Below are 22922 nucleotides of genomic sequence, written 5' to 3' on the forward strand. Positions count from 1 at the left end.
ATGCAAGATTCTTCTTTGCCTTGCCAGGATGCGCCGCCTCCCGCCGTGGGGGCCGCGATGCGCCGCGCCACGCGTTCGGTGGCAGTGAAGTGGGGCGATCGCGTTGTGATGGTGGGCGGCGACGCCCCGGTCGTGGTGCAGTCCATGACCAACACCGACACCGCCGACGCCATCGCCACGGCGATCCAGGTCAAAGAGCTGGCGCTGGCCGGCTCTGAACTGGTGCGGATCACGGTGAATACGCCCGAGGCGGCCCGCGAAGTGGTCGCCATCCGCGAACAGCTCGACCGCATGGGCGTGAATGTGCCGCTGGTGGGTGACTTTCACTACAACGGCCACAAGCTGCTGACGCAGTTTCCCGAGTGCGCGCAGGCGCTGTCCAAATACCGGATCAACCCCGGCAACATGGGCGGCGGCAAGCGGCGCGACGACAATTTCGCGCAGATGATCGAAGTGGCCTGCCGCTACGACAAGCCCGTGCGCATCGGCGTGAACTGGGGCAGCCTGGATCACGAACTGATGGCGCGCAAGATGGACGAAAACAGTCGTCGCGCACAGCCCTGGGAGGCCCAGGCCGTGATGCGCGACGCGCTGGTCGTGTCTGCCATCACCAACGCGCAACGCGCGGAAGAGCTCGGCCTGCGGCGCGACGCCATCATCCTGTCGTGCAAGGTCAGCCACGTCCAGGACCTGATCGCGGTCTACCGCGACCTGTCCGCCCGTTGCGACTACCCCCTGCACCTGGGGCTGACCGAAGCCGGCATGGGCAGCAAGGGCATCGTGGCGTCTACCGCCGCGCTGGCCGTGCTGCTGCAGCAGGGTATCGGCGACACGATCCGCATTTCGCTCACGCCGGAACCTGGCGGCGATCGCAGCCGCGAAGCCGTCGTGGCGCAGGAAATCCTGCAGACGATGGGTCTGCGTGCGTTCACGCCAATGGTCGTGGCATGCCCCGGTTGCGGCCGCACCAGCAGCACGTTCTTCCAGGAACTGGCTGATAGCATCCAGTCCTATCTGCGCCGTCAGATGCCGGTCTGGAAGGCGCAATATCCGGGCGTCGAAAGCATGAACGTCGCGGTCATGGGCTGTGTGGTCAATGGGCCGGGCGAAAGCCGTCATGCCGATATCGGAATCAGTCTGCCGGGAACGGGCGAAGTGCCCGCGGCGCCGGTATTCGTGGACGGGGAACGCACGGTCACGCTCAAAGGCGACCATATCGCCGAAGAGTTCCAGGCCATCGTCGAAGACTACGTGGCGCGCCGTTACGGCGCGCTCGCCTCTCATTAAAAGAAAGGGTGTAGCCGCGGACGCGCCGGCAGGCGCGTGATGCGGCATGATCAAGATGACTCAAGCTTTCCAGAAAGTGGCCGCCATACGCGGCATGAATGACGTGTTGCCCGGGCCGAGCGCCCGCTGGGAACAGTTCGAGGAAATCGTGCGCGGCTGGCTGCGCGGCTATGGCTATCGCAACGTGCGTACGCCCGTGCTTGAGCATACGCGCCTGTTTACGCGCGGCATCGGCGAAGTCACCGACATCGTCGAAAAAGAGATGTACACCTTCACCGACGCATTGAACGGCGAATCGCTGACGATGCGTCCCGAGATGACGGCCGGCATCGTGCGCGCCTCGATCGAGCACAACATGCTCTACGACCGCCCGCAACGCGTCTACTCGATCGGCCCCGTCTTTCGCCACGAGCGCCCGCAGCGCGGCCGCTACCGCCAGTTCCATCAGATCGACGTCGAGGCCCTGGGCTTTGCCGGGCCTGACGTGGACGCCGAACTGATCGTCATGCTGGCCCGTCTGTGGAAGCTGCTGGGCCTGAAGGATGTGCGCCTGGAGCTGAACTCCCTGGGTCAGCCCGCCGAGCGCGCCGCGCACCGCGCCGCCTTGATCGAGCACCTGGAAAAGCATCGCGACATCCTGGATGAAGACGGCCAGCGTCGCCTGTACACCAACCCGCTGCGCGTGTTGGACACCAAGAACCCCGCCATGCAGGAAATGGCCAACAGCGCGCCGCGCCTGTTCGACTTCCTGGGCGAAGAGTCCCGCGCACACTTCGATGGCGTGTGCCAGCGCCTGACGGACGCGGGCATCGAATACAGCCTGAACCCGCGCCTGGTGCGCGGCCTTGACTACTACAACCTGACGGTTTTCGAGTGGGTCACCGACCGCCTGGGCTCCCAGGGCACGGTCTGCGGCGGCGGCCGCTACGACGGCCTGGTCGAACTGCTGGGCGGCAAGCACGCGCCCGCGGTCGGCTTCGCAATCGGCATGGAACGTCTGCTGGACCTCTGGGAGCAGAGCGTGCAGCTGGAGGCGCCGGCGGAATGCGAAGTCTACGTCGTGCATCAGGGCGAAGAAGCCCAGCGCCTGGCAGCCCGGGTTGGCGAAGACCTGCGTGATGCCGGCCTGTCGGTCGTCGTGCATGCCGGTTCGGCCGGTTTCAAGTCCCAATTCAAGCGCGCGGATGCCAGCGGCGCCAAGGTTGCGGTTATTCTTGGCGCCGATGAAGTTGCGTCGCAGACCGCCAGCGTCAAATATTTGCGTGCGGACGCCCAGGGCGACGCGGCTCAGCAGCAGGTCCCGCTGAAGGATCTGGCTGCGGTACTGAACAACAAGGGTTAAGGCATGGCATACGATCTCGAAGAACAGGAAAAACTGGACGCAATCAAGGCGTGGTGGGCCCGTTACGGGACGCTGGTTGTCACGCTGTTTGCCGTCGTCGCGCTGTCCTGGGGCGGTTGGTGGGGCTGGAAGGCCTACGAATCGCACCGTGCCAATCAGGCCATGGGCTACTTCGAAGCGCTGGAAGACGCGGCCCGCCTAGGTGGCGCCGATTCCGCCGTGCGCATCAAGACCGCTGCCGCCACGCTGCGCGACCAATACCCGGCCACCGGCTACGCCGCCCGCGGCGCGCTGGTTGCGGCGCAGGCCCTGCAGGCTCAGAAGGACGAGGCCGGTGCTCGTGAACAGCTGGAATGGCTGGCCGCGCAAGGCAAGAACCCGGCCATGCAAGCCGTGGCGCGCCTGCGCCTGGCCGGCATGCTGCTGGATCAGAAGCAATACGACCCGGCGCTTGCACAACTGAACAATCCGCCGGCCGCCTTTGCCGCCTTGTTCGCGGACCGCCGTGGCGATATCCTCGCTGCGCAAGGCAAGCGCGATGAAGCGCGTGCGGCATGGCAGAGCGCCATTGATGGCCTGGGTACGGCGAATCCGATGACCCAGGTTGTGCAACTGAAATTGGATGCCTTGAGCGGAGCGTGACTGTAATGCGTAAATTTGCACCTGGTCGTACGTGGCGTGGCGCCGTTTGCCTGGCAAGCTTGCTTGCGCTGGGCGGATGCGGCTTGTTTTCGCACGATGACGGCCGTTACGATCCCGCACCGCTGACCGAGTACAAGGCCGGCATGTCCGTCCACCAAGTCTGGTCGACGTCGATCGGCAGCGGTTCGGGCCTGGGCTTCGCGCCCACGGTCCTGGGCAGCGCCGTCTACGCTGCTACGCCGGATGGCTCGGTGGGCAAGTTCGACCTTCAAAGCGGCCGTCCCCTGTGGAAGGCCAAGACCGACGGCAAGCTGTCGGCCGGCGCCGGCAGCGACGGCACCACCACCGCGGTTGCTTCGCCCGACGGCGACGTGATTGCCTTCGACGACAGCGGCAAGGTGAAGTGGAAGGTCCGCGCCACCAGCGATGTCACGATTCCGCCGGTGGTGGGTTATGGCATCGTGGTGGTCCGCAGCGGCGACTACCGCATCCAGGCGTTCGACGCCAACAGCGGCGAGCGCGTCTGGAACGTGCAGCGCCCGGGCCCCTCGCTGGCATTGCGCAGCGTGTCGCAGATGGTGCTGGCCGAAGGCTTGGTCATCACCGGCCTGCCAGGCGGCAAGCTGATGGCGATCGCCTCCGACAGCGGCAACGTGCAATGGGAAGGCACCGTGGCGACGCCCAAGGGCGCCAGCGACCTCGAGCGCCTGACCGACGTCGTCGGCGCCCCGCGCATCGCGGGTAATCTCCTTTGCGCGGTCGCCTATCAAGGGCGTATCGTCTGCTTTGACGTCACGGCCGGCGGCCGTCCGTTGTGGGCCAAGGACTTCTCCAGCGTCAGCGGCGTTTCGCTGGACGAGCGCTTCGCCTATGCGGCGGACCAGAACAGCGTCGTCAGCGCGTTTGCGCTGGATAATGGCGGCAATGTCTGGAAGCAGGCAGCGCTGAAGAACCGCCAAGTGACTGCACCGGCTATGCTGGGCGGTGCGCTTGCAGTTGGCGACCTGGAAGGCTATCTGCACTTCCTGTCGCGTAGTGATGGCAGCCTGATGGCGCGGCTGTCCGTGGGTGGAGGCGCCGTCGTTTCGCCGCCGCAAACCACCCCCCAAGGTGTGCTGGTCCAGACGGGCAATGGCAATCTCGTCATGATCGGCGCCAACTAAAACCTATAGAACAAAGCCTTACACCGTGTCTTTCAAGCCTGTCGTTGCCCTGGTCGGTCGCCCCAATGTGGGGAAGTCGACCCTTTTCAACCGCCTGACGCGATCGCGCGCCGCGTTGGTGGCCGATTTTTCCGGCCTGACCCGCGATCGCCATTACGGTGAGGGCAGGGTAGGCGAGATCCCGTTCATCGCTATCGATACCGGCGGTTTCGAACCGGTCGCCAAAGACGGCATCCTGCTGGAGATGGCGCGCCAGACCCGGCAGGCCATCGCCGAGGCGGACGTGGTGGTGTTCCTGGTCGATGCCCGCGCCGGCATCAATGCGCACGACCACGAAATCGCGCAGTTGCTGCGCAAGTCCGGCCAGCAGCGCGTGCTGTTGGCGGTGAACAAGGCGGAAGGCATGGGCCTGGGCCCGGCCATCTCCGAGTTCCACGAGCTTGGATTGGGCCAGCCCTATCCGATTTCGGCGGCGCACGGCGACGGCATCGTCGACCTGATCGAACTGGCGCTGAAAGACCTGGCCGAACCGCCTGTCGAAGAAGAAGTCTTCGAGGAAGGCGATCACGATCACCGCATCAAGCTGGCGATCGTGGGCCGTCCGAACGTCGGCAAATCGACCCTCATCAATACCTTGATGGGCGAAGAGCGCGTGATCGCGTTCGACTTGCCGGGCACCACGCGCGACGCCATCGAGATCGATTTCGACCGTGACGGCCGCCGCTACACGCTGATCGACACGGCCGGCCTGCGCAAGCGCGGCAAGGTGTTCGAGGCCGTGGAAAAATTCTCCGTCATCAAGACGCTGCAGGCCATCGAGGCCAGCAACGTCGTGCTGCTGATGCTGGATGCGCACACCGAGATTTCCGAGCAGGATGCCCACATCGCGGGCTTCGTGCTGGAAACCGGCCGCGCGGTCGTGGTGGCCATCAACAAGTGGGATGGCCTGGACGGCGAGGAAAAGGAACGCATCGAACGCGAATTCCAGCGCAAGCTGCGTTTCCTGTCGTTCGCGCGCATGCACACCATTTCGGCCTTGCGCGGGCAGGGCATCAAGCCGCTCTTGAAGTCCATCAATTCGGCGCATGCCGCCGCGTTCGCCAAGCTGTCCACGCCCAAACTGACGCGTGAACTGCAGGCCGCCATCGAGCAGCAGCAGCCGCCCCGCAAGGGCATCTTCCGTCCCAAGATGCGCTATGCGCACCAGGGCGGTCAGAACCCGCCGCTGGTCGTCATCCACGGCAATGCGCTGGACGCCATCCCGGATTCGTATCGCCGGTACCTGGAAACGCGTTTCCGCAATGCGTTCGATCTGGCCGGTACGCCTTTGCGCATCGAATTCAAGTCTTCGCACAACCCCTACGCGCAGGAAAGCTGATCCATGAGCCGTTTCTGGAGTCCCGTGGTCGGGACGCTCAGTCCGTATGTCCCGGGCGAGCAGCCCAAGCTTCAGAACCTGATCAAGCTGAATACCAACGAGCATCCTTACGGGCCGTCGCCCAAGGTGCTCGATGCCATTCGCGCAGCCTGCGATGACACGCTCAAGCTGTACCCGGACCCGTCGTCCGACCGCCTTCGCCAGGCGATCGCGTCGACACTGGGCGCGCAGCCGGGCCAGGTGTTCGTGGGCAACGGCTCCGACGAGGTGCTGGCGCACGTGTTCCTGGCGTTGCTCAAGCACGAGCGTCCGCTGCGCTTTCCAGACATCACCTACAGTTTCTACCCGGTCTACTGCGGCCTGTACGGTATCGAATACGAAACCGTGCCGCTGACGGCGGATTTCCGCATTGACGTGGAAGACTACCTGCCGGGTGCCCGCGGGCAGGCCGGCGCCATCATTTTCCCGAACCCCAATGCCCCCACGGGCCGCGCACTCAGCCTGGCCGAGGTCGAGCGCATCGTCGCGGGCAACCCCGACGCCGTCGTCGTAGTCGACGAGGCCTATGTGGATTTCGGCGGTGAATCGGCCGTGGGCCTGGTCGCGCGCTATGACAACTTGCTGGTCGTGCAGACCTTGTCCAAGTCGCGTTCGCTGGCCGGGCTGCGCGTAGGCTTCGCCGTGGGCAGCGCCGAGCTCATCGATGGGCTCGACCGCGTAAAGAACAGTTTCAACTCCTACCCCATTGATCGCCTGGCATCGGCCGGCGCAGTGGCGGCATTGGAAGATACAGAGTACTTTGAGAAGACTCGCCAAGCCGTGATCGAAACCCGGTCGCGGATGACGGCGGGCCTGGAGTCGCTGGGTTTTGAAGTGCTGCCGTCGGCTGCGAATTTCGTGTTCGCGCGGCACCCCTCCAAAGACGCTTCGGGTCTGGCCGCCGCCTTGCGCGAGCGCAGCATCATCGTGCGCCATTTCCGTCATGCGCGCATCGATCAGTTTCTCCGCATTACCGTGGGCACGGACGAGCAGGTAGACCTGCTTCTGAAGGGGCTCGCGGAGGTCCTGCAAGCGTGATCGTCAGGGGCTTTTCAGCTTGAAAACTCTGGTGTCACTTTTGCCTCCTGGCCAAGTAGCACGGGCCGGGAAAACCCTGTAGAGTACGTATTTCGGTGTGCTCCACCAGTACAAAAAAGCACATCATCACTCAATAACAAACAAATGGAGCCTGGCCAATGAGCAATAAAGGGCAAACTCTGCAAGATCCGTTCCTGAACACGCTGCGCAAGGATCATGTGCCCGTGTCGATTTACTTGGTGAACGGTATCAAGCTTCAAGGGCAAATCGAATCTTTTGACCAGTACGTGGTGCTGTTGCGCAATACGGTTACGCAAATGGTCTACAAGCATGCCATTTCCACCGTCGTTCCCGCCCGCGCCGTGAATTTCCAGGTGGAAGTCCCTGCTGAGTAATCTCGCTCCAGCTGTACCTTTTTTTGCCCGCCAGACGGATGACGTCGGCGGGCATTTTCGCTTTGGCTCCAATATGGTGCATGTATGCGCGCTCTGATTATCAGCGTGGATCTGGGTGACCCGGACTTCACGGCCCATGCCGAGGAATTTGCGATGCTGGCCAAGGGCGCGGGCGCGGAAGTCGTCGGCACCTTGACCGCCCGGCGCGACCGGCCCGACGCCAAGTTCTTCATCGGTTCTGGCAAGGCGGACGAGGGTGTCGCGATGTCGCAGGCGCTTCTCGCCGACATCGTCCTGTTCGATCAGCCCTTGTCGCCCGCCCAGCAACGCAACCTGGAACGCGTTTTCAATTTACGCGTGGTGGACCGCGTTGCCCTCATTCTGGACATCTTCGCCCTGCGCGCAAAGAGCCACGAAGGCAAGCTGCAGGTCGAGCTGGCGCAGTTGCAGCATTTGTCCACGCGCCTGACGCGCATGTGGAGCCACTTGGAGCGTCAGCGTGGCGGTATCGGGATGCGCGGCCCCGGCGAATCCCAGCTTGAAATGGACCGCCGCATGATCGGCGCCAAGGTCAAGACGCTGCGCGAGCGGCTGGATCGCGTTGAACGCCAGCGCGTGACCCAGCGCCGCGCGCGGGCACGAGGCGGCGCGCTGTCCGTGTCGCTCGTGGGTTACACCAACGCCGGCAAGTCCACGTTATTCAATGCGCTGACGCGCGCGGATACCTACGCGGCGGATCAACTGTTCGCCACCCTGGATACGACCACGCGGCGCATCTGGATCGAGGGCGCCGGGAACGTTGTGATATCGGATACGGTCGGATTCATCCGCGACCTGCCTCATGACCTGATCGCCGCATTTCGCGCGACGCTGGAAGAGACGGTGCACGCGGATCTATTGCTGCACGTAGTCGACGCGGCCAGTCCGCAGCGCGACGAGCAGATTTTCGAAGTCAACAAGGTTCTCGCTGAAATCGGCGCCTCCACCGTTCCGACCATTCTGGTATACAACAAGATTGACCGGGCTGGTTTGGAACCCCGGGTGGAGCGCGATGCACATGGTACGATTGCGCGAGTATTTGTAAGCGCCACCGAGCGCGCCGGTCTGGATGCGTTGCGCGGGGCAATTGCGGAGACCGGACAGATTGTGGGAAACAATGCCGCGAATTATCAAACTCTTCAATCTGAATGACCCCGGTTGGGGTCGTGGGAACAACAATGGCTCCGAGCCGCCGCCGAAGCGGCCTCAAGGCAATGGAGACGGCCCTCCCGACCTGGACGAGGTCTGGCGCGATTTCAATAATCGCATCGGATCCCTGTTCGGTCGCAAGGGCGGTGGCGGTGGCAACAACCGTCCCGGCAACCGTGGCGGCATGACGCCGCCTTCACCGCGTGGTGCGCGCATCGGCCTGGGCGTCATTGCCCTGGTGGCGGTGGGCATCTGGGCGGCTAGCGGCTTCTACATCGTGCAAGAAGGCCAGGTCGCGGTTGTGACCCAGTTCGGCAAATACAAGAGCACGTCGCAGGCCGGTTTCCAATGGCGCCTGCCGTATCCCATTCAAAGCCAGGAAATCGTCAACGTGTCGCAATTGCGTACGTTCGAAGTCGGTTTCCGTGGCGGTTCGCGCAACAAGGTGCTGCCTGAATCGCTGATGCTCACGACGGACGAGAACATCGTCGATATGCAGTTCGTCGTCCAGTATCGCCTGCGCGCCGATGGTGCGCCGGACTACCTCTTCATGACGCGCGACCCGGACGAATCCGTCCGCCAGGCCTCCGAAACGGCCATGCGCGAAGTCGTGGGCAAGCAGTCGATGGACTTCGTGCTGTACGAAGGTCGTACGATGGTTGCCACGCAAGTGCAGGCGCTGATGCAGCAGATCCTGGACCGCTACCAAAGCGGCGTCCAGGTCAGCACGGTCGCCATCCAGAACGTGCAGCCGCCCGAGCAGGTGCAAGCCGCCTTCGACGACGCCGTCAAGGCCGGTCAGGACCGCGAGCGCCAGATCAACGAAGGCCAGGCTTACGCCAACCAGGTCGTGCCGCTGGCAAGTGGCCAGGCTTCGCGTATGACCGAGCAGGCCGAAGGCTACAAGGCCAAGGTCGTTGGCGACGCCCAGGGTAATACTTCGCGCTTCACCAGCATCCTGGGTGAATACGAAAAGTCGCCGCAGGTCATGCGCCAGCGCATGTATCTGGAGAGCATGCAGGACATCTTCACGCGCGCCAGCAAGGTCATGGTCGACACCAAGAGCAACAACAACATGTTGTACCTGCCCTTGGACAAGATCATGCATCTGGCCGCCCAGGACGGCAGCAAGTCCAGTGTCGGCAATCCGGGTTCGCCTGCGTTGATCAGTCCGCCGGTTCAGCCGCCGTTGCGTAGCGGCGCGGTCCCGGTGCCCCAGTCTTCCGGCAGCAGCAATAGCAACACGCTGCCCCGCGACCGTACGTCGCGCTAACCCGGAGGAGTCCTGATCATGCAACGTTTTATGCCCATCCTGGTCGGCCTGCTCATTGTGCTGGCCGCCCTGTCTTCCTGCGTCTTCGTCGTGCGCGAGCGCGACTACGCCCTGGTGTTCTCGCTGGGTGAAGTGCGCAAGACCATCAGTGAACCTGGCCTGTATTTCAAGGCCCCGCCGCCGTTCCAGAACGTCGTCACGCTCGACAAGCGCATCCTGACCATCGAAACCAACGAAGCCGAACGCATCCAGACTTCTGAAAAGAAGAACCTGCTGATCGATTCCTACGTCAAGTGGCGTATTGCGGATCCCCGCCAATACTACGTCTCGACGGGCGGCAACGAGCGCGTGGCGCAAGAGCGCCTGCAAGCGCTCATCCGCGACGCGCTGAACGCATCGGTCAACGTGCGCACGGTGCGCGACGTGGTCTCGACCGAACGCGACAAGATCATGGCCGAGATCCTGACCAACGTGGCCAAGCGCGCCGAGCCCCTGGGCGTGCAGATCGTCGACGTGCGTCTGCGCCGTATCGAATTCGCGCCGGAAATTTCGGAATCGGTGTACCGCCGCATGGAAGCGGAGCGCACGCGCGTCGCCAACGAGCTGCGTTCCATCGGCGCCGCCGAAGGCGAGAAGATCCGCGCTGAGGCCGACCGCCAACGTGAAGTCATTGTGGCTCAGGCGTATGCCAAGGCCCAGGGCATCATGGGTGAGGGCGATGCCGCCGCGGCATCGATCTACGCGCAGGCCTACGGCAAGAACCCGCAGTTCTACACGTACTACAAGAGCCTGGAAGCCTACCGCGCTTCGTTCTCGAAGCCGGGCGACGTGCTGGTGGTCGACCCCAGCTCCAGCTTCTTCCAGTTCATGAAGGACCCGGCCGGCGCAGCTCTGGCGCCGGTTACCGTGCCGGCCAAGTAAGGCGGCGCATGTAGCGGAACGAAAAGCCCCTTGGAAATCCAAGGGGCTTTTTACTGGTGCGAAGTGCAGCGGTTCCAGGTGCGCCGGCAATTGGGGGACAGCTCTGTTTGCCCGTAATCCCGGCTGGCGCTGCCCGCTGACTCATGTACAATACCGCGTAAGCTAGAAAACATTCCGCAGCGGCTGAGCGGGCTTACGCCCCCTCAGCCGCTTTTTCGTTTGGGCGACGCCCACGCATCACTTGGCGTTCATCAGGTAAACATTCATGGGTAACTGGTTGCTGCCCGAGAGCCTTGCCGACGTACTTCCGGCAGAGGCCCGGCGCATCGAGGAACTGCGCCGCGAACTTCTCGATTTGTACCGTACTTACGGCTTCGAGCTGGTCGCGCCGCCCCTGGTCGAATACATTGATTCATTGCTGTCCGGCACCGGAAGCGATCTGGATCTGCGCACGTGCAAGCTGGTCGACCAGCTGACCGGCCGCACGCTGGGCGTGCGGGCGGACATGACTCCTCAGGTCACGCGCATTGATGCGCACTTGTTGAACCGCGCCGGCGTGACCCGCCTGTGCTATTGCGGCAACGTGTTGCACGCGCGTCCGGCGGACCTGCTGTCCAGCCGCGAGCTGTTGCAGATCGGTGCCGAGATCTACGGCCATGCCGGTTTTGAAGCCGATCTGGAAATCATCCAGCTCGTGCTGGAAACGGTAGCGATCGCCGGGGTGCGCAATCCCCGTCTGGACTTGTGCCATTCGGGCGTGGTTCGCGCCATCCTGGAATCGGACCCGGCGGCCGTGGCGGTATCGCAGGAAATCATCCGCTTGCTGCGCGAGAAAGACGTGCCGGGCCTGGGTGAATTGGCCCAGCGCGCGCCGGGCATGCGGGATGAAACGCTGAAGGCGTTGCAGTTGCTGCCGAATCTGTACGGCGGCCCGGAAGTGCTGAAGGCGGCGCGTCGCGATCTGCCGCTGCTGCCGGGTGTCGCTGTGGCGCTGGATGCCTTGCAGGTGGTGGTGGATGCGATGCCGAACGTCGCGTTCAGCGTCGACTTGGCCGATGTGGGAGGCTATGGCTACCACTCCGGCGTGAAGTTCGCGCTGTATGCGGAAGGCTGGCACGACGCACTGGTCAGCGGTGGCCGCTATGACGACGTCAGCCGGGCATTCGGCCGCGCGCGTCCGGCTACCGGTTTCAGTCTGGATTTACGCAAACTGGCGGCAGGTCTGCCGCCAGCGGAACGGGCGCGTGCAGTTCGCGCGCCTTGGGGGCAGGCCCCCGCTCTGACCGAGGCGGTTCGCCGCCTGCGCCGGTCAGGGGAGATTGTCGTTCAGGTATTGCCCGGTCACGAGCAGGATCAGGACGAATTCGTTTGCGATCGCGAGCTGGCGCTGCAAGATGGCGCCTGGACGGTCAGAACGCTGTGACTAACTCCCTCTTGGAAACAAGAGGGCCGCGGGGAGATTTCCGGATTTCCCGAGAAACTCGATATTGATTCGTAACATGAGCAAGAACGTAGTCGTAATCGGCACCCAATGGGGTGACGAGGGCAAAGGCAAGATCGTCGATTGGCTGGCGGAATCCGTCCAAGGCGTGGTCCGCTTCCAGGGCGGTCACAATGCCGGCCATACGCTGTGGATCAATGGCAAGAAGACGATTCTTCGCCTGATCCCGTCCGGCATCATGCATCCCGGCGTCACCTGCTTTATCGGCAACGGCGTCGTGCTGTCCCCGGAAGCCCTGCTCAAGGAAATCGAAGAGCTGGAGGCTGCTGGCCTGGACGTGCGCTCGCGCCTGCAGATTTCCGAAATCTGCCCGCTGATCCTGCCGTACCACGTGGCCATCGACAAGGCGCGCGAAGCGCGCAAGGGCGAAGGCAAGATCGGCACGACCGGTCGTGGCATCGGCCCGGCATACGAGGACAAGGTCGCCCGCCGCGCATTGCGCGTGCAAGACCTGTTCAATCCTTCGCTGTTCGACGAGAAGCTCGCCGAAGTGCTGGATTACCACAACTTCGTGCTGACCAAGTATCTGGGCGCCGAAGCGGTTTCTGCCGACGAAGTGCGTGATCAGGCCATGGCACTGGCTCCCGCCATCGCGCCGATGGTCAAGGATGTGTCCAGCAACCTGTATGCCATGCAGCAGGAAGGCAAGCGCATTCTGTTCGAAGGCGCGCAAGGCGCGTTGCTGGATGTGGACCACGGCACCTATCCCTTCGTCACCAGCAGCAATTGCGTGGCTGGCGCGGCGTCGGCTGGCGCCGGCGTGGGCCCGCAGCAGTTGGATTACGTCCTGGGCATCACCAAGGCTTACACGACCCGCGTCGGTTCGGGCCCGTTCCCGACCGAACTGGTCGACGAGATCGGTACCCGCCTGGCCACCATTGGCAAGGAATTCGGTTCGGTTACCGGCCGCCCGCGTCGTTGCGGCTGGTTCGACGGCGCCGCGCTGAAGCGCTCGGTCCGCCTGAACGGCATTTCCGGCCTGTGCATCACCAAGCTGGATGTGCTGGACGGCCTGGAAACCATCCAGTTGGGCGTCGGCTACCGTGTCAATGGTGAATTCCGTGACGTGCTGCCTTACGGCGCCCACGCGGTCGCCCAGGCGCAGCCGGTGCTGGAAGAGCTGCCGGGCTGGTCGGAATCGACCGTCGGCATCACCGAGTACGACAAGCTGCCCGAAGCCGCTCGTCGCTACCTCGAGCGCGTTGCCGAAGTCTGCGGTGTGCCGATCGACCTCGTGTCGACCGGTCCTGACCGCAATGAAACCATTGTCCTGCGTCACCCCCTGAAGGGCTGACATCGGGTTAATATTCCAAAGGCCGCCGCCGGTCTCATACCGGCGGCGGCCTTTTCGTATCTTTAAGCAGGAGATGCTTGCCTATGAGCACGCCGACCAATGATGACAGCCATCTGTGGGTGACGTGGGACGATTACAACCGCTTGATCGAACGCCTTACCTTGCAGGTGCATCAATCGGGATGGAAGTTCGACAAGATTCTTTGTCTGGCGCGCGGCGGTATGCGCGTCGGTGACGTAATGTCCCGCATTTTCGATGTGCCGCTGGGTATCCTGGCCACGAGCAGCTACCGCGAAGCCGCCGGCACGAAGCAAGGCGACATGGATATCGCCCAGTTCATCACCATTACGCGCGGCACGTTGTCCGGGCGTGTGTTGTTGGTGGACGACATGGTCGATACCGGCAAAACCTTCAGCAAGGTCTATGACCACCTGAAGAGCCAGTTCGCGGACATCACCGAACTGCGCAGTGCCGTGCTGTGGTGGAAAGGGCATTCCCAGGCAACGCCCGACTATTATGTCGAGAAGCTGCCGACGAACCCCTGGATCCACCAGCCGTTCGAAGATTACGACAGCCTGCGTCCGCACCAGCTCGAAGCCTGGATCCGCAAGGGTTCCAAGAGCTGAGCCCGGATGGGATCAGGGGAGGGGTGCCTGGCGCTCTCTGGGTGCCAAGTGTCCCTCCTAGTAGTCAAAATGGTCGTGACCATGCTAGAATCGCTGGTTATCGCTAAACCGAACTTGGCTTGTTACTCTTTGGGTAGTCTTTGGGTAACGGAAACAGCCAGCGGAAATCCGGGAAATGGAAGGCAAGGCCGCGTGCAGCATCTGCAGCGCGCAGCGCATGTGTCCTAGTCCCGGGTTGCGCTCCAAGGTTCCTCGTTTCCGCGGTACTTTCCTTTGTGTTGTGGTTGCGTGCCTGGTGTACCAGTGCATGCCTATAGCGCGAGGGGATGTTTTCGCGGACCTGGATCCTAGGCAGCGTTGCTGGTAAGCAAGCCAGGTTTGTCATCAACTTTTGTTACCCTACAAGCAGGCCAATCACTTTATGCCTATCGTTCGACTGAAGGAAAACGAACCGTTTGAAGCCGCTCTGCGCCGCTTCAAGCGCACCATCGAAAAGACCGGTTTGCTCACCGAGCTGCGTTCGCGCGAGTTCTATGAGAAGCCCACGGCAGAGCGCAAGCGCAAGCACGCCGCCGCTGTGAAGCGCCACTACAAGCGCATCCGTAGCCAACAACTGCCCCCGCGCCTGTATTGATTTTTGATTCCCGAATCTATTGATTCCAGAATCATTCATCCAGGATCTACTCGCCCGAGTCGACGTTGTCGACGTAGTCGGGCGATACGTGCAGTTGCGAAAGGGTGGGGCCAACTTGCTTGGCCTGTGCCCCTTTCATAACGAAAAAAGTCCGTCGTTCACTGTCAGCCCCACCAAGCAGTTCTACCACTGCTTCGGCTGTGGAGCACATGGCAGCGCCATCACTTTCCTGATGGAACATACGGGTACCAGTTTCCCCGAAGCCGTGCGCACGCTCGCGGCTTCGGCGGGAATGACGGTCCCCGAAGAAAATCGCAGTCCACGCCAGCAACAGGAATCCGCGCGCCGCAAAGCCGAGGAATCCCGTCATACGCAGGTGCTGGATGCCGCTCAGGCGCATTATCTGAAGCAGTTGCGCGCGTCGCCCGCAGCGATCCGCTATCTGAAGCAGCGCGGCCTGACTGGCGAAATCGCGGCACATTTTGGGTTGGGGTGGTCGGGTACCGACCGCCACGGCCTGTCGCAAGTTTTTCCCAATTACGACGACCCCACGCTAGTGGAATCCGGGCTGGTCATCGAGTCCGAAGACGGCCGTCGCTACGACCGTTTCCGTGAGCGCGTCATGTTTCCGATCCGCAATGTGCGGGGCAGCCTCATTGGCTTCGGCGGACGCATCATCGGCAAAGGCGAGCCCAAGTACCTGAATTCCCCCGAAACGCCCCTGTTCTCGAAGGGCCATGAGCTCTACGGGTTGTGGGAGGCGCGCCAGTCCATCCGCCAGGAAGGGCAGGTGATCGTGGTCGAAGGCTACATGGACGTCGTCGGCCTAGCGCAGCAAGGCATCGCCAACGCGGTCGCCACGCTGGGTACGGCCACGACGCCCGATCACGTGAAGAAGCTGCTGCGCACAAGCGACAAGGTGATCTTCAGCTTCGACGGCGACGGCGCCGGCCGGCGTGCCGCCTGGCGGGCGTTGCAGGCTTGCCTGCCCGTGCTGCGCGACGATATCGCCATTCGATTCCTGTTCCTGCCGTCCGAGCATGACCCGGACTCGTATGTGCGCGAGTTGGGCGCAGAAGCGTTCCGCGCCTGTCTGGCCGATGCGGTGGCGCTGTCGCGCTTCCTGCTGGACGAGCTGGCGTCGCGGCACAACATGAACGAGGCCGAAGGGCGCGCCAGTTGCCTGCATGAAGCCAAGCCGCTGTTGGCGTCGATTCCCGAGTGTGCGCTGCGCGTGCAGATCGAGCGGGAAATGGCCAAGCTGGTGCAGCTGACCCCTGAAGAAATGGCGCAGATCCTGGCGCAACAGCCAGCCAAGCCGTTCGCGCCGGCCGCGTCGCCCAAGCCGGCGGCAGGCGAATCTGCCGGAGCAACCGGGCCGGATCATGACGGTGGTCACCCCGATATGGGCTATGACTTCGCCGGGCATGATTTTCACGATATTCCCGCCGAAGAGCCGGACTACGCCGACTACGGCCATTTTCCGTCGCAAGGCGGGGGTGAATTCACGGGTGGTGGCGGTGGTCAGCGCGCTGGCGGCAAGCAGGAATGGAAGGGCAAGAGCGACTGGAAAAGCAAGGGCGACTGGAAACCTGGCAAAGGCAACTGGAAAGGGCGTCGCGATAACGACGTCGGAGGCTTCGAAGGCCGCCGGACCATGCCATCGTTGGCCAAGCGCTTGCTTGGGTTGTTGCTGGCGCATCCTGAATTGGTGGACTCCATGGGAGACCAGCAGCTTGAAGTCATCGACCATGGCCCCCATCTAGGATTGGTAAGGGACTTGATCATGCTGGCGCAATCCAGCGGCGCGCGCCATGTGGGCGCATTGCTGGAAGCTGCCGAGCCTGATTCCGACCTGGCCACGGTATTGAAGGGCTTGCGGGCGGATATCCTGTCCCAGGAAGACCTGCCTGACCCCCAGACCGAGTGGGATGATGCTCTGCGGCGTATCGAATTCGACTCAGCCAAGCTGGAGATGGCCAAGTTGGCGGCTGCAGGCTTGTCCACGGATGACGCGCGCAAACGCTATCTGGAACTCTCAAGCCGCATGGCGACGCTGAAAGGTGCCGGGATACGCTAAATGCGCTAAAATCAAAGGTTGTCCGCTTGCCGAGGGGCCATTTATCTTGGCTGTTACGCGGCGGACGGATAGTGGCGGACGGATAGTGACGGACGGATAGTCAGGCCGAAGCAGATGTCCCATTGATGCGTTTTCAGTTGATTGCGGCTTAATTCATGCTGAATATGCTGCTAGTCCTGGCGTGAAATGGGCTAGGCAGTGGGTAGACCATGGATCATGGAATCTATTACCGCCGGCCGAATCTAATCCAGTAGTGATGTTTGAAGATGTGTAGTGCGATTTGACCCGCAGAAATTATCAGGCTGGCGCGTCAAATTTGTTACATAGTTAATTAATATAGCTGATAGCTGAGCGGTGAATCAGGCAGTTCAGCGGCGAGTCGTTTCGCGTAGCGTTAGTGGTCTGGGTGCTGTGTCTACATAAGCTGCTAGGGGCAAGGTCCCCATAAGCAAGCAAAGCCTATTTATAGGCAGACAGCCCCCCCAACGCCCGAAATCCGCCGCGGAATGAGGTCATGCACGTCAAGCGCCCAACGGTATTGCACCGTGATGGCGACTAGCGGGCTCGAAAGAGCTGGCGCTGCGAACAACGCAGCCGCGTGACTTCTGCCAATTCACCAGTTTTACCCGTATTTGCGCCGCGCTGGGCCACCGTCCAGGGCGGCTCTATGCGGTGCAACATGCCCAAACGGGTTGCGACGACCACGGAAGCGACTATGACCAAATCCACCGGCAAATCCTCCTCTGCAATTGATGCGGCTGAAATCAAGGCCCCTGCGGCCAAGCGCGCCGTAAGCATGGCGGCGGAAAAAGCGCCCGCCAAAACGGCGGTGAAGGTCGCCAAGCCCGCTGCCAAAACGGCTGCCAAGAAGGCAACCAAGACGGCTGCGGCTGACAAGCCCGAAAAAGTGACGAAGGCTCGCGCCAAGAAGGCTGAAGACAAGCTCGCCGACTTGGTGGGGGGCAGCGCACGTCCGGCAGTGCCCAGCGGTCGCCGCCCGGGCCGGCCCGCGAAGAATGCGAACAACGATTCAGACGGTTTCGACGACACGATGGACGGCGAAGGCGAAGTCCTGCCCGATCTGAAGCCGCCCAAGCGCGGTGGCAAGCGCGGCAAGGCGGATCCCAAGGATCTGATCGCCCGTGGCCCCGTGACCCCGGAAGAATACGAAGCGCGCCGCAACCGCCTGAAGCAGCTGATCAAGCTGGGCAAGGATCGCGGCTACCTGACGTACGGCGAAATCAACGACCATCTGCCTGACGACCTGGTCGACGCTGAAGCCATCGACGGCATCATCAGCACGTTCAGCGACATGGGTATCGCGGTCTATGACCAGGCCCCGGACGCCGAAACGCTGCTGATGAGCGAAAACGCGCCGGTTGCGTCCAACGACGACGACGTCGAAGACGAAGCCGAAGCCGCGCTGACCACCGTGGACTCCGATTTCGGCCGCACCACCGACCCCGTGCGTATGTACATGCGCGAAATGGGTTCGGTCGAGCTGCTGACCCGCGAAGGCGAAATCGAGATCGCCAAGCGCATCGAAGACGGCCTGAAGCACATGGTCATGGCCATTTCGGCCTGCCCGACCACGATCAACGAGATCCTTGCCCACATCCTGCGCGTTCGCGAAGGCCAGGCGCAGATCGACGAAGTCGTCGACGGCCTGGTGGATCCGGAAGACGGCGAAGAGTACGCCGGCGCCGGTGTCACCGCTGACGAAGACGAAAGCGATGACGGCCCCGCGGGCGGCATGTCCAGCAAGCAGCTGGAAGACCTGCGCGTGAAGGCATTGGCCAAGTTCGACGAGGTCAATAAGCAGTTCGACAAGATGCGTCTGTCGTACGAGAAGGACGGCTACAAGTCGGACGTCTACGTGCGTGCACAGGAATCCATCCAGAATGAACTGATGGGCATCCGCTTCACGGCCAAGATGGTCGAAAAGCTGGCTGACACCCTGCGCAACCAGGTTGAAGAAGTGCGCCAGCTTGAGCGCGCCGTTCTGCATACGTGTGTGGACCGTGCCGGCATGCCGCGCACGCACTTCATCAAGGTCTTCCCGGGCAACGAAACCAACCTGCAGTGGGTGGTGGAAGAAGTCGCCGCCGGCCATCCGTATGCCGAGACGCTGGAGCGCCAGATTCCCGCCGTGCAGGAACTGCAGCAAAAGCTGATCGACCTGCAAACGCGCGTCGTGCTGCCGCTGAAGGACCTGAAAGACGTCAACAAGCGCATGGCCACCGGCGAAGCCAAGGCCCGCAAGGCCAAGCGCGAAATGACCGAGGCCAACCTGCGTCTGGTGATCTCGATCGCCAAGAAGTACACGAACCGTGGCCTGCAGTTCCTGGATCTGATCCAGGAAGGCAACATCGGCTTGATGAAGGCCGTGGACAAGTTCGAATACCGCCGCGGCTACAAATTCTCGACGTACGCCACGTGGTGGATCCGTCAGGCCATCACGCGTTCGATCGCCGACCAGGCGCGCACCATCCGTATCCCGGTCCACATGATCGAAACGATCAACAAGATGAACCGGATCAGCCGTCAGATCCTGCAGGAAACCGGGGCCGAGCCGGATCCCGCGACCCTGGCGCAGAAGATGGACATGCCGGAAGACAAGATCCGCAAGATCCTGAAGATCGCGAAGGAACCGATCTCCATGGAAACGCCGATTGGTGACGACGATGACTCGCACCTGGGCGATTTCATCGAAGACACGTCCACCCTGGCACCTTCGGACGCGGCATTGCACGGCTCCATGCGTGATGTGGTCAAGGAAGTGCTAGACTCTCTCACCCCGCGTGAAGCCAAGGTTCTGCGTATGCGTTTCGGCATCGAAATGAGCACCGACCAGACCCTGGAAGAAGTGGGTAAGCAATTCGACGTCACGCGTGAGCGCATTCGCCAAATAGAGGCTAAAGCGCTGCGCAAGCTGCGTCACCCCAGCCGGGCCGATAAGCTGAAGAGCTTCCTGGAAGGGCAGTAATCGTTTCCTGGGCCTCTAGCTCATGCCTGGTTAGAGCAGCGGACTCATAATCCGTTGGTGCCGAGTTCGACTCTCGGGGGGCCTACCAAAGAAATCAAGGGGTTACGCCAATTGGGCGTAGCCCCTTGTTCTTTTTGGAATTGGGCCGCGTGTACAACTCCGCATGACCCTCATGCCGCTGGAACTTTTGCGTCAGCGCGGGTTCTGATTTCTTCCTTATAGGACACGCCAACAGAGTGCTCTGATGAAATCAAAAGCCTTACCTGCTGCAGTCACGGATCCGCAGGCCTTCGAGGCGGAAGCCCAAGAATGGAACGGCACGGCCTCAATGGCCTCTACCGTTTCAACAATGTCTTCCCTTCAACTGATGAAACACGCGTTGGTGAAACTCGAGAATGCTTCGGTTCATCAGACGCCAGAGAAAGTTGCCGCGATGCAGTATCTGATGAGTGCCATCAGCATGGTCAGTGTTGTCACATGCAGTTGAGCGGGGAAGTGGGCTGATAGGCTAGGCGACCCGCGGACGCCTTTGCAATAAACCTCCGCGGTCGAATGACGCTTGGGCGATGCTGCGCGCCCATTGCTCCTACCGAGGTGCCATCCCCTTTCTCAGCCTGTCCGGCGCTTCCATCAACGATGTCGTCATCCCGTCGCGCTCCTGGACACAGGGTTCATCCCGCAGGCCTTTCATGAAGTCGTCGTAGAGCTCGCCTGTCAGACCGGCTGGCCGCTTCAGGTCTGCAGACAGTTGATAGGCGCGCAGTAGCACTGAGCGCAGCCGCTTGACCTCCCATAGCAATGAGATAACGTCGGCGTTCCAGGGCTGGCGCTCGCGGATGATGCGTAGGTCGGCGTGGGTAAGGGGGGCTTTGAACGGCATGATGGAAAAGACTGTTTATTTATCCAGTATATTCCACAAAAAACGGGGTCATTCCACCGCGCTGGATATCTGCCGCAAGGAGCTTCCGGTGGCAAGAAATCGCGTGTCAGGTCCGACTGACGCAAGCACAGCGCCGCCCTAAGCGCCTCCCCGCTGTCAGCCGTCCGTTGGCATTCGCGCAGTACGATTCGTCCATGGCTAAACCCTCATCACAGCAGGCCCTGCTTTGGGTCGTCGCTGCCTGCTTTTTCATGCAGACGCTGGACACTACGATCGTCAATACGGCGCTGCCCGCCATGGCGCGCAGCCTTGGCGAGGAGGCGCTTGCGCTGAAGCCTGTCGTGGTGGCGTACACCTTGACGATGGCCATGTTGACGCCGGCCTCGGGCTGGTTGGCTGACCGCTACGGCACCCGTCGTGTGTACCTGGCGGCAATCCTGATATTCGCGATGGGATCGGTGTTCTGCGCCATGGCGCAAACCCTGACGCAGTTGACCGTTGCGCGCGTGGTCCAGGGCGTGGGTGGGTCCATGCTGGTGCCGATCGGACGGCTGGCGGTGCTGCGCAGGGTGCCGGGCGATCAATACATTTCCGCATTGGCTTTTGTGTCGATCGCGGGTCAGGTTGGTCCTATTTTTGGTCCCACTTTGGGCGGCCTGCTGGTCCAGGTGGCAAGCTGGCATTGGATCTTCATGATCAATGTGCCTATCGGCATTGCCGGTTTGTTGGCGGTGCGGAGATATTTGCCCGAGGATGCGTTGTCAGACGTGGCGCCTTTCGATGTGCTGGGTTGCACCTTGCTGTCCTTGTGCATGGTGTCGTTTTCACTCGGTTTGGACTTACCCGCAGGCGCGGGGCGCATGGCGTGGTCGACGGGCCTGTTCGCGCTTAGCGCGTTGACCGTGCTGCTTTATGTGGTCCATGCGCGCAAACGTCAGAATCCGCTCTTTCAATTGCGTCTGTTTCGCGAGCCCAATTTCAGTGTAGGGCTGGTCGGAAATCTGGTGTGTCGCATCGGCAGCAGCGCGGTGCCGTTCTTGCTGCCGCTGTTGCTGCAACTGCAATTGGGCTATTCGCCGTTGCAGTCCGGACTCATGATGTTGCCTGCGGCGATTGCGGGCACGATCACCAAACCCTGGATCGCGCCGCTGGTTCGGCGCTACGGGTATGACACCTTTTTGCTGGTCAACACGGTATTGGTCGGTGCATCCATTGTCTCTTTCGCGGCGATTTCGCCCGGATGGCCGTTGGCATTGCAGGTTGCCCAACTTGCCCTGTTCGGCGCGACCAATTCCATGCAGTTCGCGGCGATGAATAGCGTGACCTTGAAGGGGTTGAGCAAGCGGGATGCCGCCAGTGGGAACAGCCTGTTTTCGATGATCCAGATGCTGGCCATCGGGTTGGGCGTGACGATCGGCGGTGGGCTGGTCGGTATGTTCTCGGGCGAGGCCAACGCATCATTGGGGCGTGCGTTCACGCTGAGCTTCGTGTGCGTGGGCGTGATCACGCTTTTGTCGGGCTGGGTGTTCCGACGGTTGGATATGTCGCAGCTGGGGCGTCCCGCAGACAATCGGCCGGCAGCCGGCTAGGCATTTTGCCGTTCTGAATACTGCGCAGAAGCGGCGGCGGAAATGGAAGAGCGCCCCAGCTCTAGATGAGTCTGAGGCGCTCCTGCCCGGCTTCGCACGCGATGGGTGTCAGACAGCCCGGCAACTCAAATCTACTGCCGGGTCAGGGTGCCGGCAATAGGGAAAACCCTGGAAAATTAGTGAGTTACAAGATTTCCGGGTATTTGAATTTGCCCCCGATTTGAACCCCTCGACGCTTGCGTACGAGGGGTTTTTTCTTGCCACCGGGGCGGCTTTCACAAGTGTCAATGCACCCGTGTTCATTTTGCCCGCCTCGGCATCCGCGAATTGTTGCCTTTACCCGTCAGGCCGACACTGCATCCCACATTCATTGCATCGGAGAGCGGACATGTGGGGACTTCGGAAGCGTCAGTTGGGTCAGGGTATGACGGAGTACATCGTGGTTGTGGCCTTGGTGGCGGTGGCGGCAATTGCCGTCTATCAGTACTTCGGACAGGTGGTGCGTTCGCAAACCGCCGCCATGGCTCGAGAACTTGCGGGCGAAGATGGCAGCACGCAGAGTCGCGCGGCGCAGCAGGCGGCGCAAAAGGCTGCCGCACAGACCAAGGCGCGCTCGCTCAAGTCGTTTACCGGCAACGCCGCGGATGCGAAGTGATGCTCCCTCGG

The 22922-nt window shown here is 62.0% G+C and carries 20 protein-coding genes and 1 tRNA gene; 20 read left to right on the plus strand and 1 reads right to left on the minus strand.

Annotated elements, in window-relative coordinates:
- The 18 genes from ispG (at position 1) to AC3WMU_RS28975 (ending at position 20274) form a co-directional block, all read left to right on the plus strand.
- Positions 1–1287, plus strand: a complete 1287-nt coding sequence (gene ispG / locus AC3WMU_RS28890) for a flavodoxin-dependent (E)-4-hydroxy-3-methylbut-2-enyl-diphosphate synthase (RefSeq protein WP_006223994.1) — start codon at positions 1–3, stop codon at positions 1285–1287.
- A 55-nt stretch (positions 1288–1342) separates the two neighbouring features.
- Positions 1343–2629: a histidine--tRNA ligase gene (hisS, locus tag AC3WMU_RS28895; RefSeq protein WP_088590971.1), complete on the plus strand. Its 1287-nt coding sequence runs from the start codon at positions 1343–1345 to the stop codon at positions 2627–2629.
- Between the two features lie 3 nt (positions 2630–2632).
- On the plus strand, positions 2633–3271 hold the full coding sequence (locus AC3WMU_RS28900) for a YfgM family protein (protein ID WP_006223992.1): 639 nt from the start codon (positions 2633–2635) through the stop codon (positions 3269–3271).
- Between the two features lie 5 nt (positions 3272–3276).
- Positions 3277–4434, plus strand: coding sequence for an outer membrane protein assembly factor BamB (gene bamB / locus AC3WMU_RS28905; protein ID WP_035212870.1), 1158 nt, complete (start codon positions 3277–3279; stop codon positions 4432–4434).
- A gap of 25 nt (positions 4435–4459) precedes the next feature.
- Entirely contained in the window at positions 4460–5812 is a 1353-nt protein-coding gene (gene der, locus AC3WMU_RS28910; protein WP_006223990.1) for a ribosome biogenesis GTPase Der, read from the plus strand.
- 3 nt (positions 5813–5815) lie between these two features.
- Positions 5816–6889 carry a histidinol-phosphate transaminase gene (gene hisC / locus AC3WMU_RS28915; protein WP_492283345.1) on the plus strand — a complete coding sequence of 358 codons (1074 nt, stop codon included), beginning with the start codon at positions 5816–5818 and terminating at the stop codon, positions 6887–6889.
- A 158-nt stretch (positions 6890–7047) separates the two neighbouring features.
- Positions 7048–7284, plus strand: coding sequence for an RNA chaperone Hfq (gene hfq / locus AC3WMU_RS28920; RefSeq protein ID WP_006218585.1), 237 nt, complete (start codon positions 7048–7050; stop codon positions 7282–7284).
- Between the two features lie 84 nt (positions 7285–7368).
- Positions 7369–8475, plus strand: a complete 1107-nt coding sequence (gene hflX / locus AC3WMU_RS28925; RefSeq protein WP_006223988.1) for a GTPase HflX — start codon at positions 7369–7371, stop codon at positions 8473–8475.
- A complete protein-coding gene (hflK, locus tag AC3WMU_RS28930; protein WP_006223987.1) occupies positions 8441–9745 on the plus strand; it encodes an FtsH protease activity modulator HflK in 1305 nt (434 codons plus the stop codon). Before hflX ends, hflK begins: the two co-directional genes overlap by 35 nt.
- 18 nt (positions 9746–9763) lie before the next feature.
- Positions 9764–10666, plus strand: coding sequence for a protease modulator HflC (gene hflC, locus AC3WMU_RS28935; protein ID WP_006223986.1), 903 nt, complete (start codon positions 9764–9766; stop codon positions 10664–10666).
- Between the two features lie 265 nt (positions 10667–10931).
- Positions 10932–12089, plus strand: coding sequence for an ATP phosphoribosyltransferase regulatory subunit (locus AC3WMU_RS28940; RefSeq protein ID WP_006223985.1), 1158 nt, complete (start codon positions 10932–10934; stop codon positions 12087–12089).
- 76 nt (positions 12090–12165) lie between these two features.
- On the plus strand, positions 12166–13461 hold the full coding sequence (locus tag AC3WMU_RS28945) for an adenylosuccinate synthase (protein ID WP_006223984.1): 1296 nt from the start codon (positions 12166–12168) through the stop codon (positions 13459–13461).
- An 83-nt stretch (positions 13462–13544) separates the two neighbouring features.
- The gene (locus tag AC3WMU_RS28950) at positions 13545–14087 is read left to right on the plus strand and encodes a phosphoribosyltransferase (RefSeq protein ID WP_006223983.1); all 543 of its coding nucleotides are present in this window, start codon (positions 13545–13547) and stop codon (positions 14085–14087) included.
- A 421-nt stretch (positions 14088–14508) separates the two neighbouring features.
- Positions 14509–14721, plus strand: a complete 213-nt coding sequence (gene rpsU, locus AC3WMU_RS28955) for a 30S ribosomal protein S21 (protein ID WP_006218592.1) — start codon at positions 14509–14511, stop codon at positions 14719–14721.
- A gap of 19 nt (positions 14722–14740) precedes the next feature.
- Complete coding sequence (dnaG, locus tag AC3WMU_RS28960; protein WP_006223982.1) at positions 14741–16801, plus strand: DNA primase; 2061 nt, start codon at positions 14741–14743, stop codon at positions 16799–16801.
- A gap of 715 nt (positions 16802–17516) precedes the next feature.
- Positions 17517–19787 (plus strand): RNA polymerase sigma factor RpoD, encoded by a 2271-nt coding sequence (rpoD, locus tag AC3WMU_RS28965; protein ID WP_006223981.1) that lies wholly within the window; start codon positions 17517–17519, stop codon positions 19785–19787.
- Positions 19788–19796: 9 nt separating this feature from the next.
- Positions 19797–19875: transfer RNA gene (locus AC3WMU_RS28970), tRNA-Ile, on the plus strand.
- 156 nt (positions 19876–20031) lie between these two features.
- Positions 20032–20274 (plus strand): hypothetical protein, encoded by a 243-nt coding sequence (locus AC3WMU_RS28975; RefSeq protein WP_280029110.1) that lies wholly within the window; start codon positions 20032–20034, stop codon positions 20272–20274.
- A gap of 99 nt (positions 20275–20373) precedes the next feature.
- Here the strand turns inward: AC3WMU_RS28975 and AC3WMU_RS28980 are convergent, their stop codons facing one another.
- Positions 20374–20667, minus strand: a complete 294-nt coding sequence (locus tag AC3WMU_RS28980) for a hypothetical protein (RefSeq protein WP_280029111.1) — start codon at positions 20665–20667, stop codon at positions 20374–20376.
- A 167-nt stretch (positions 20668–20834) separates the two neighbouring features.
- Between AC3WMU_RS28980 and mdtD the strand changes: the two genes are divergently transcribed.
- Positions 20835–22256, plus strand: coding sequence for a multidrug transporter subunit MdtD (gene mdtD / locus AC3WMU_RS28985; RefSeq protein ID WP_427937084.1), 1422 nt, complete (start codon positions 20835–20837; stop codon positions 22254–22256).
- A gap of 388 nt (positions 22257–22644) precedes the next feature.
- Entirely contained in the window at positions 22645–22911 is a 267-nt protein-coding gene (locus tag AC3WMU_RS28990; RefSeq protein WP_035212866.1) for a hypothetical protein, read from the plus strand.
- Positions 22912–22922: the final 11 nt, after the last annotated feature.

This window comes from Achromobacter sp. FW305-C-13 (assembly GCF_058783475.1).

Excerpts from the sequence above, each read along its gene's own strand:
- AC3WMU_RS28980 (WP_280029111.1), bottom strand. The coding sequence starts at position 20,667 with ATGCCGTTCAAAGCCCCCCTTACCCACGCCGACCTACGCATCATCCGC.
- rpsU (WP_006218592.1), top strand. The coding sequence starts at position 14,509 with ATGCCTATCGTTCGACTGAAGGAAAACGAACCGTTTGAAGCCGCTCTG.
- hflK (WP_006223987.1), top strand. The coding sequence starts at position 8,441 with ATGCCGCGAATTATCAAACTCTTCAATCTGAATGACCCCGGTTGGGGT.
- rpoD (WP_006223981.1), top strand. The coding sequence starts at position 17,517 with ATGACCAAATCCACCGGCAAATCCTCCTCTGCAATTGATGCGGCTGAA.
- hfq (WP_006218585.1), top strand. The coding sequence starts at position 7,048 with ATGAGCAATAAAGGGCAAACTCTGCAAGATCCGTTCCTGAACACGCTG.
- AC3WMU_RS28990 (WP_035212866.1), top strand. The coding sequence starts at position 22,645 with ATGTGGGGACTTCGGAAGCGTCAGTTGGGTCAGGGTATGACGGAGTAC.
- AC3WMU_RS28945 (WP_006223984.1), top strand. The coding sequence starts at position 12,166 with ATGAGCAAGAACGTAGTCGTAATCGGCACCCAATGGGGTGACGAGGGC.
- AC3WMU_RS28975 (WP_280029110.1), top strand. The coding sequence starts at position 20,032 with ATGAAATCAAAAGCCTTACCTGCTGCAGTCACGGATCCGCAGGCCTTC.
- AC3WMU_RS28950 (WP_006223983.1), top strand. The coding sequence starts at position 13,545 with ATGAGCACGCCGACCAATGATGACAGCCATCTGTGGGTGACGTGGGAC.
- bamB (WP_035212870.1), top strand. The coding sequence starts at position 3,277 with ATGCGTAAATTTGCACCTGGTCGTACGTGGCGTGGCGCCGTTTGCCTG.
- hisC (WP_492283345.1), top strand. The coding sequence starts at position 5,816 with ATGAGCCGTTTCTGGAGTCCCGTGGTCGGGACGCTCAGTCCGTATGTC.
- ispG (WP_006223994.1), top strand. The coding sequence starts at position 1 with ATGCAAGATTCTTCTTTGCCTTGCCAGGATGCGCCGCCTCCCGCCGTG.
- hisS (WP_088590971.1), top strand. The coding sequence starts at position 1,343 with ATGACTCAAGCTTTCCAGAAAGTGGCCGCCATACGCGGCATGAATGAC.
- hflX (WP_006223988.1), top strand. The coding sequence starts at position 7,369 with ATGCGCGCTCTGATTATCAGCGTGGATCTGGGTGACCCGGACTTCACG.
- hflC (WP_006223986.1), top strand. The coding sequence starts at position 9,764 with ATGCAACGTTTTATGCCCATCCTGGTCGGCCTGCTCATTGTGCTGGCC.
- AC3WMU_RS28940 (WP_006223985.1), top strand. The coding sequence starts at position 10,932 with ATGGGTAACTGGTTGCTGCCCGAGAGCCTTGCCGACGTACTTCCGGCA.
- AC3WMU_RS28900 (WP_006223992.1), top strand. The coding sequence starts at position 2,633 with ATGGCATACGATCTCGAAGAACAGGAAAAACTGGACGCAATCAAGGCG.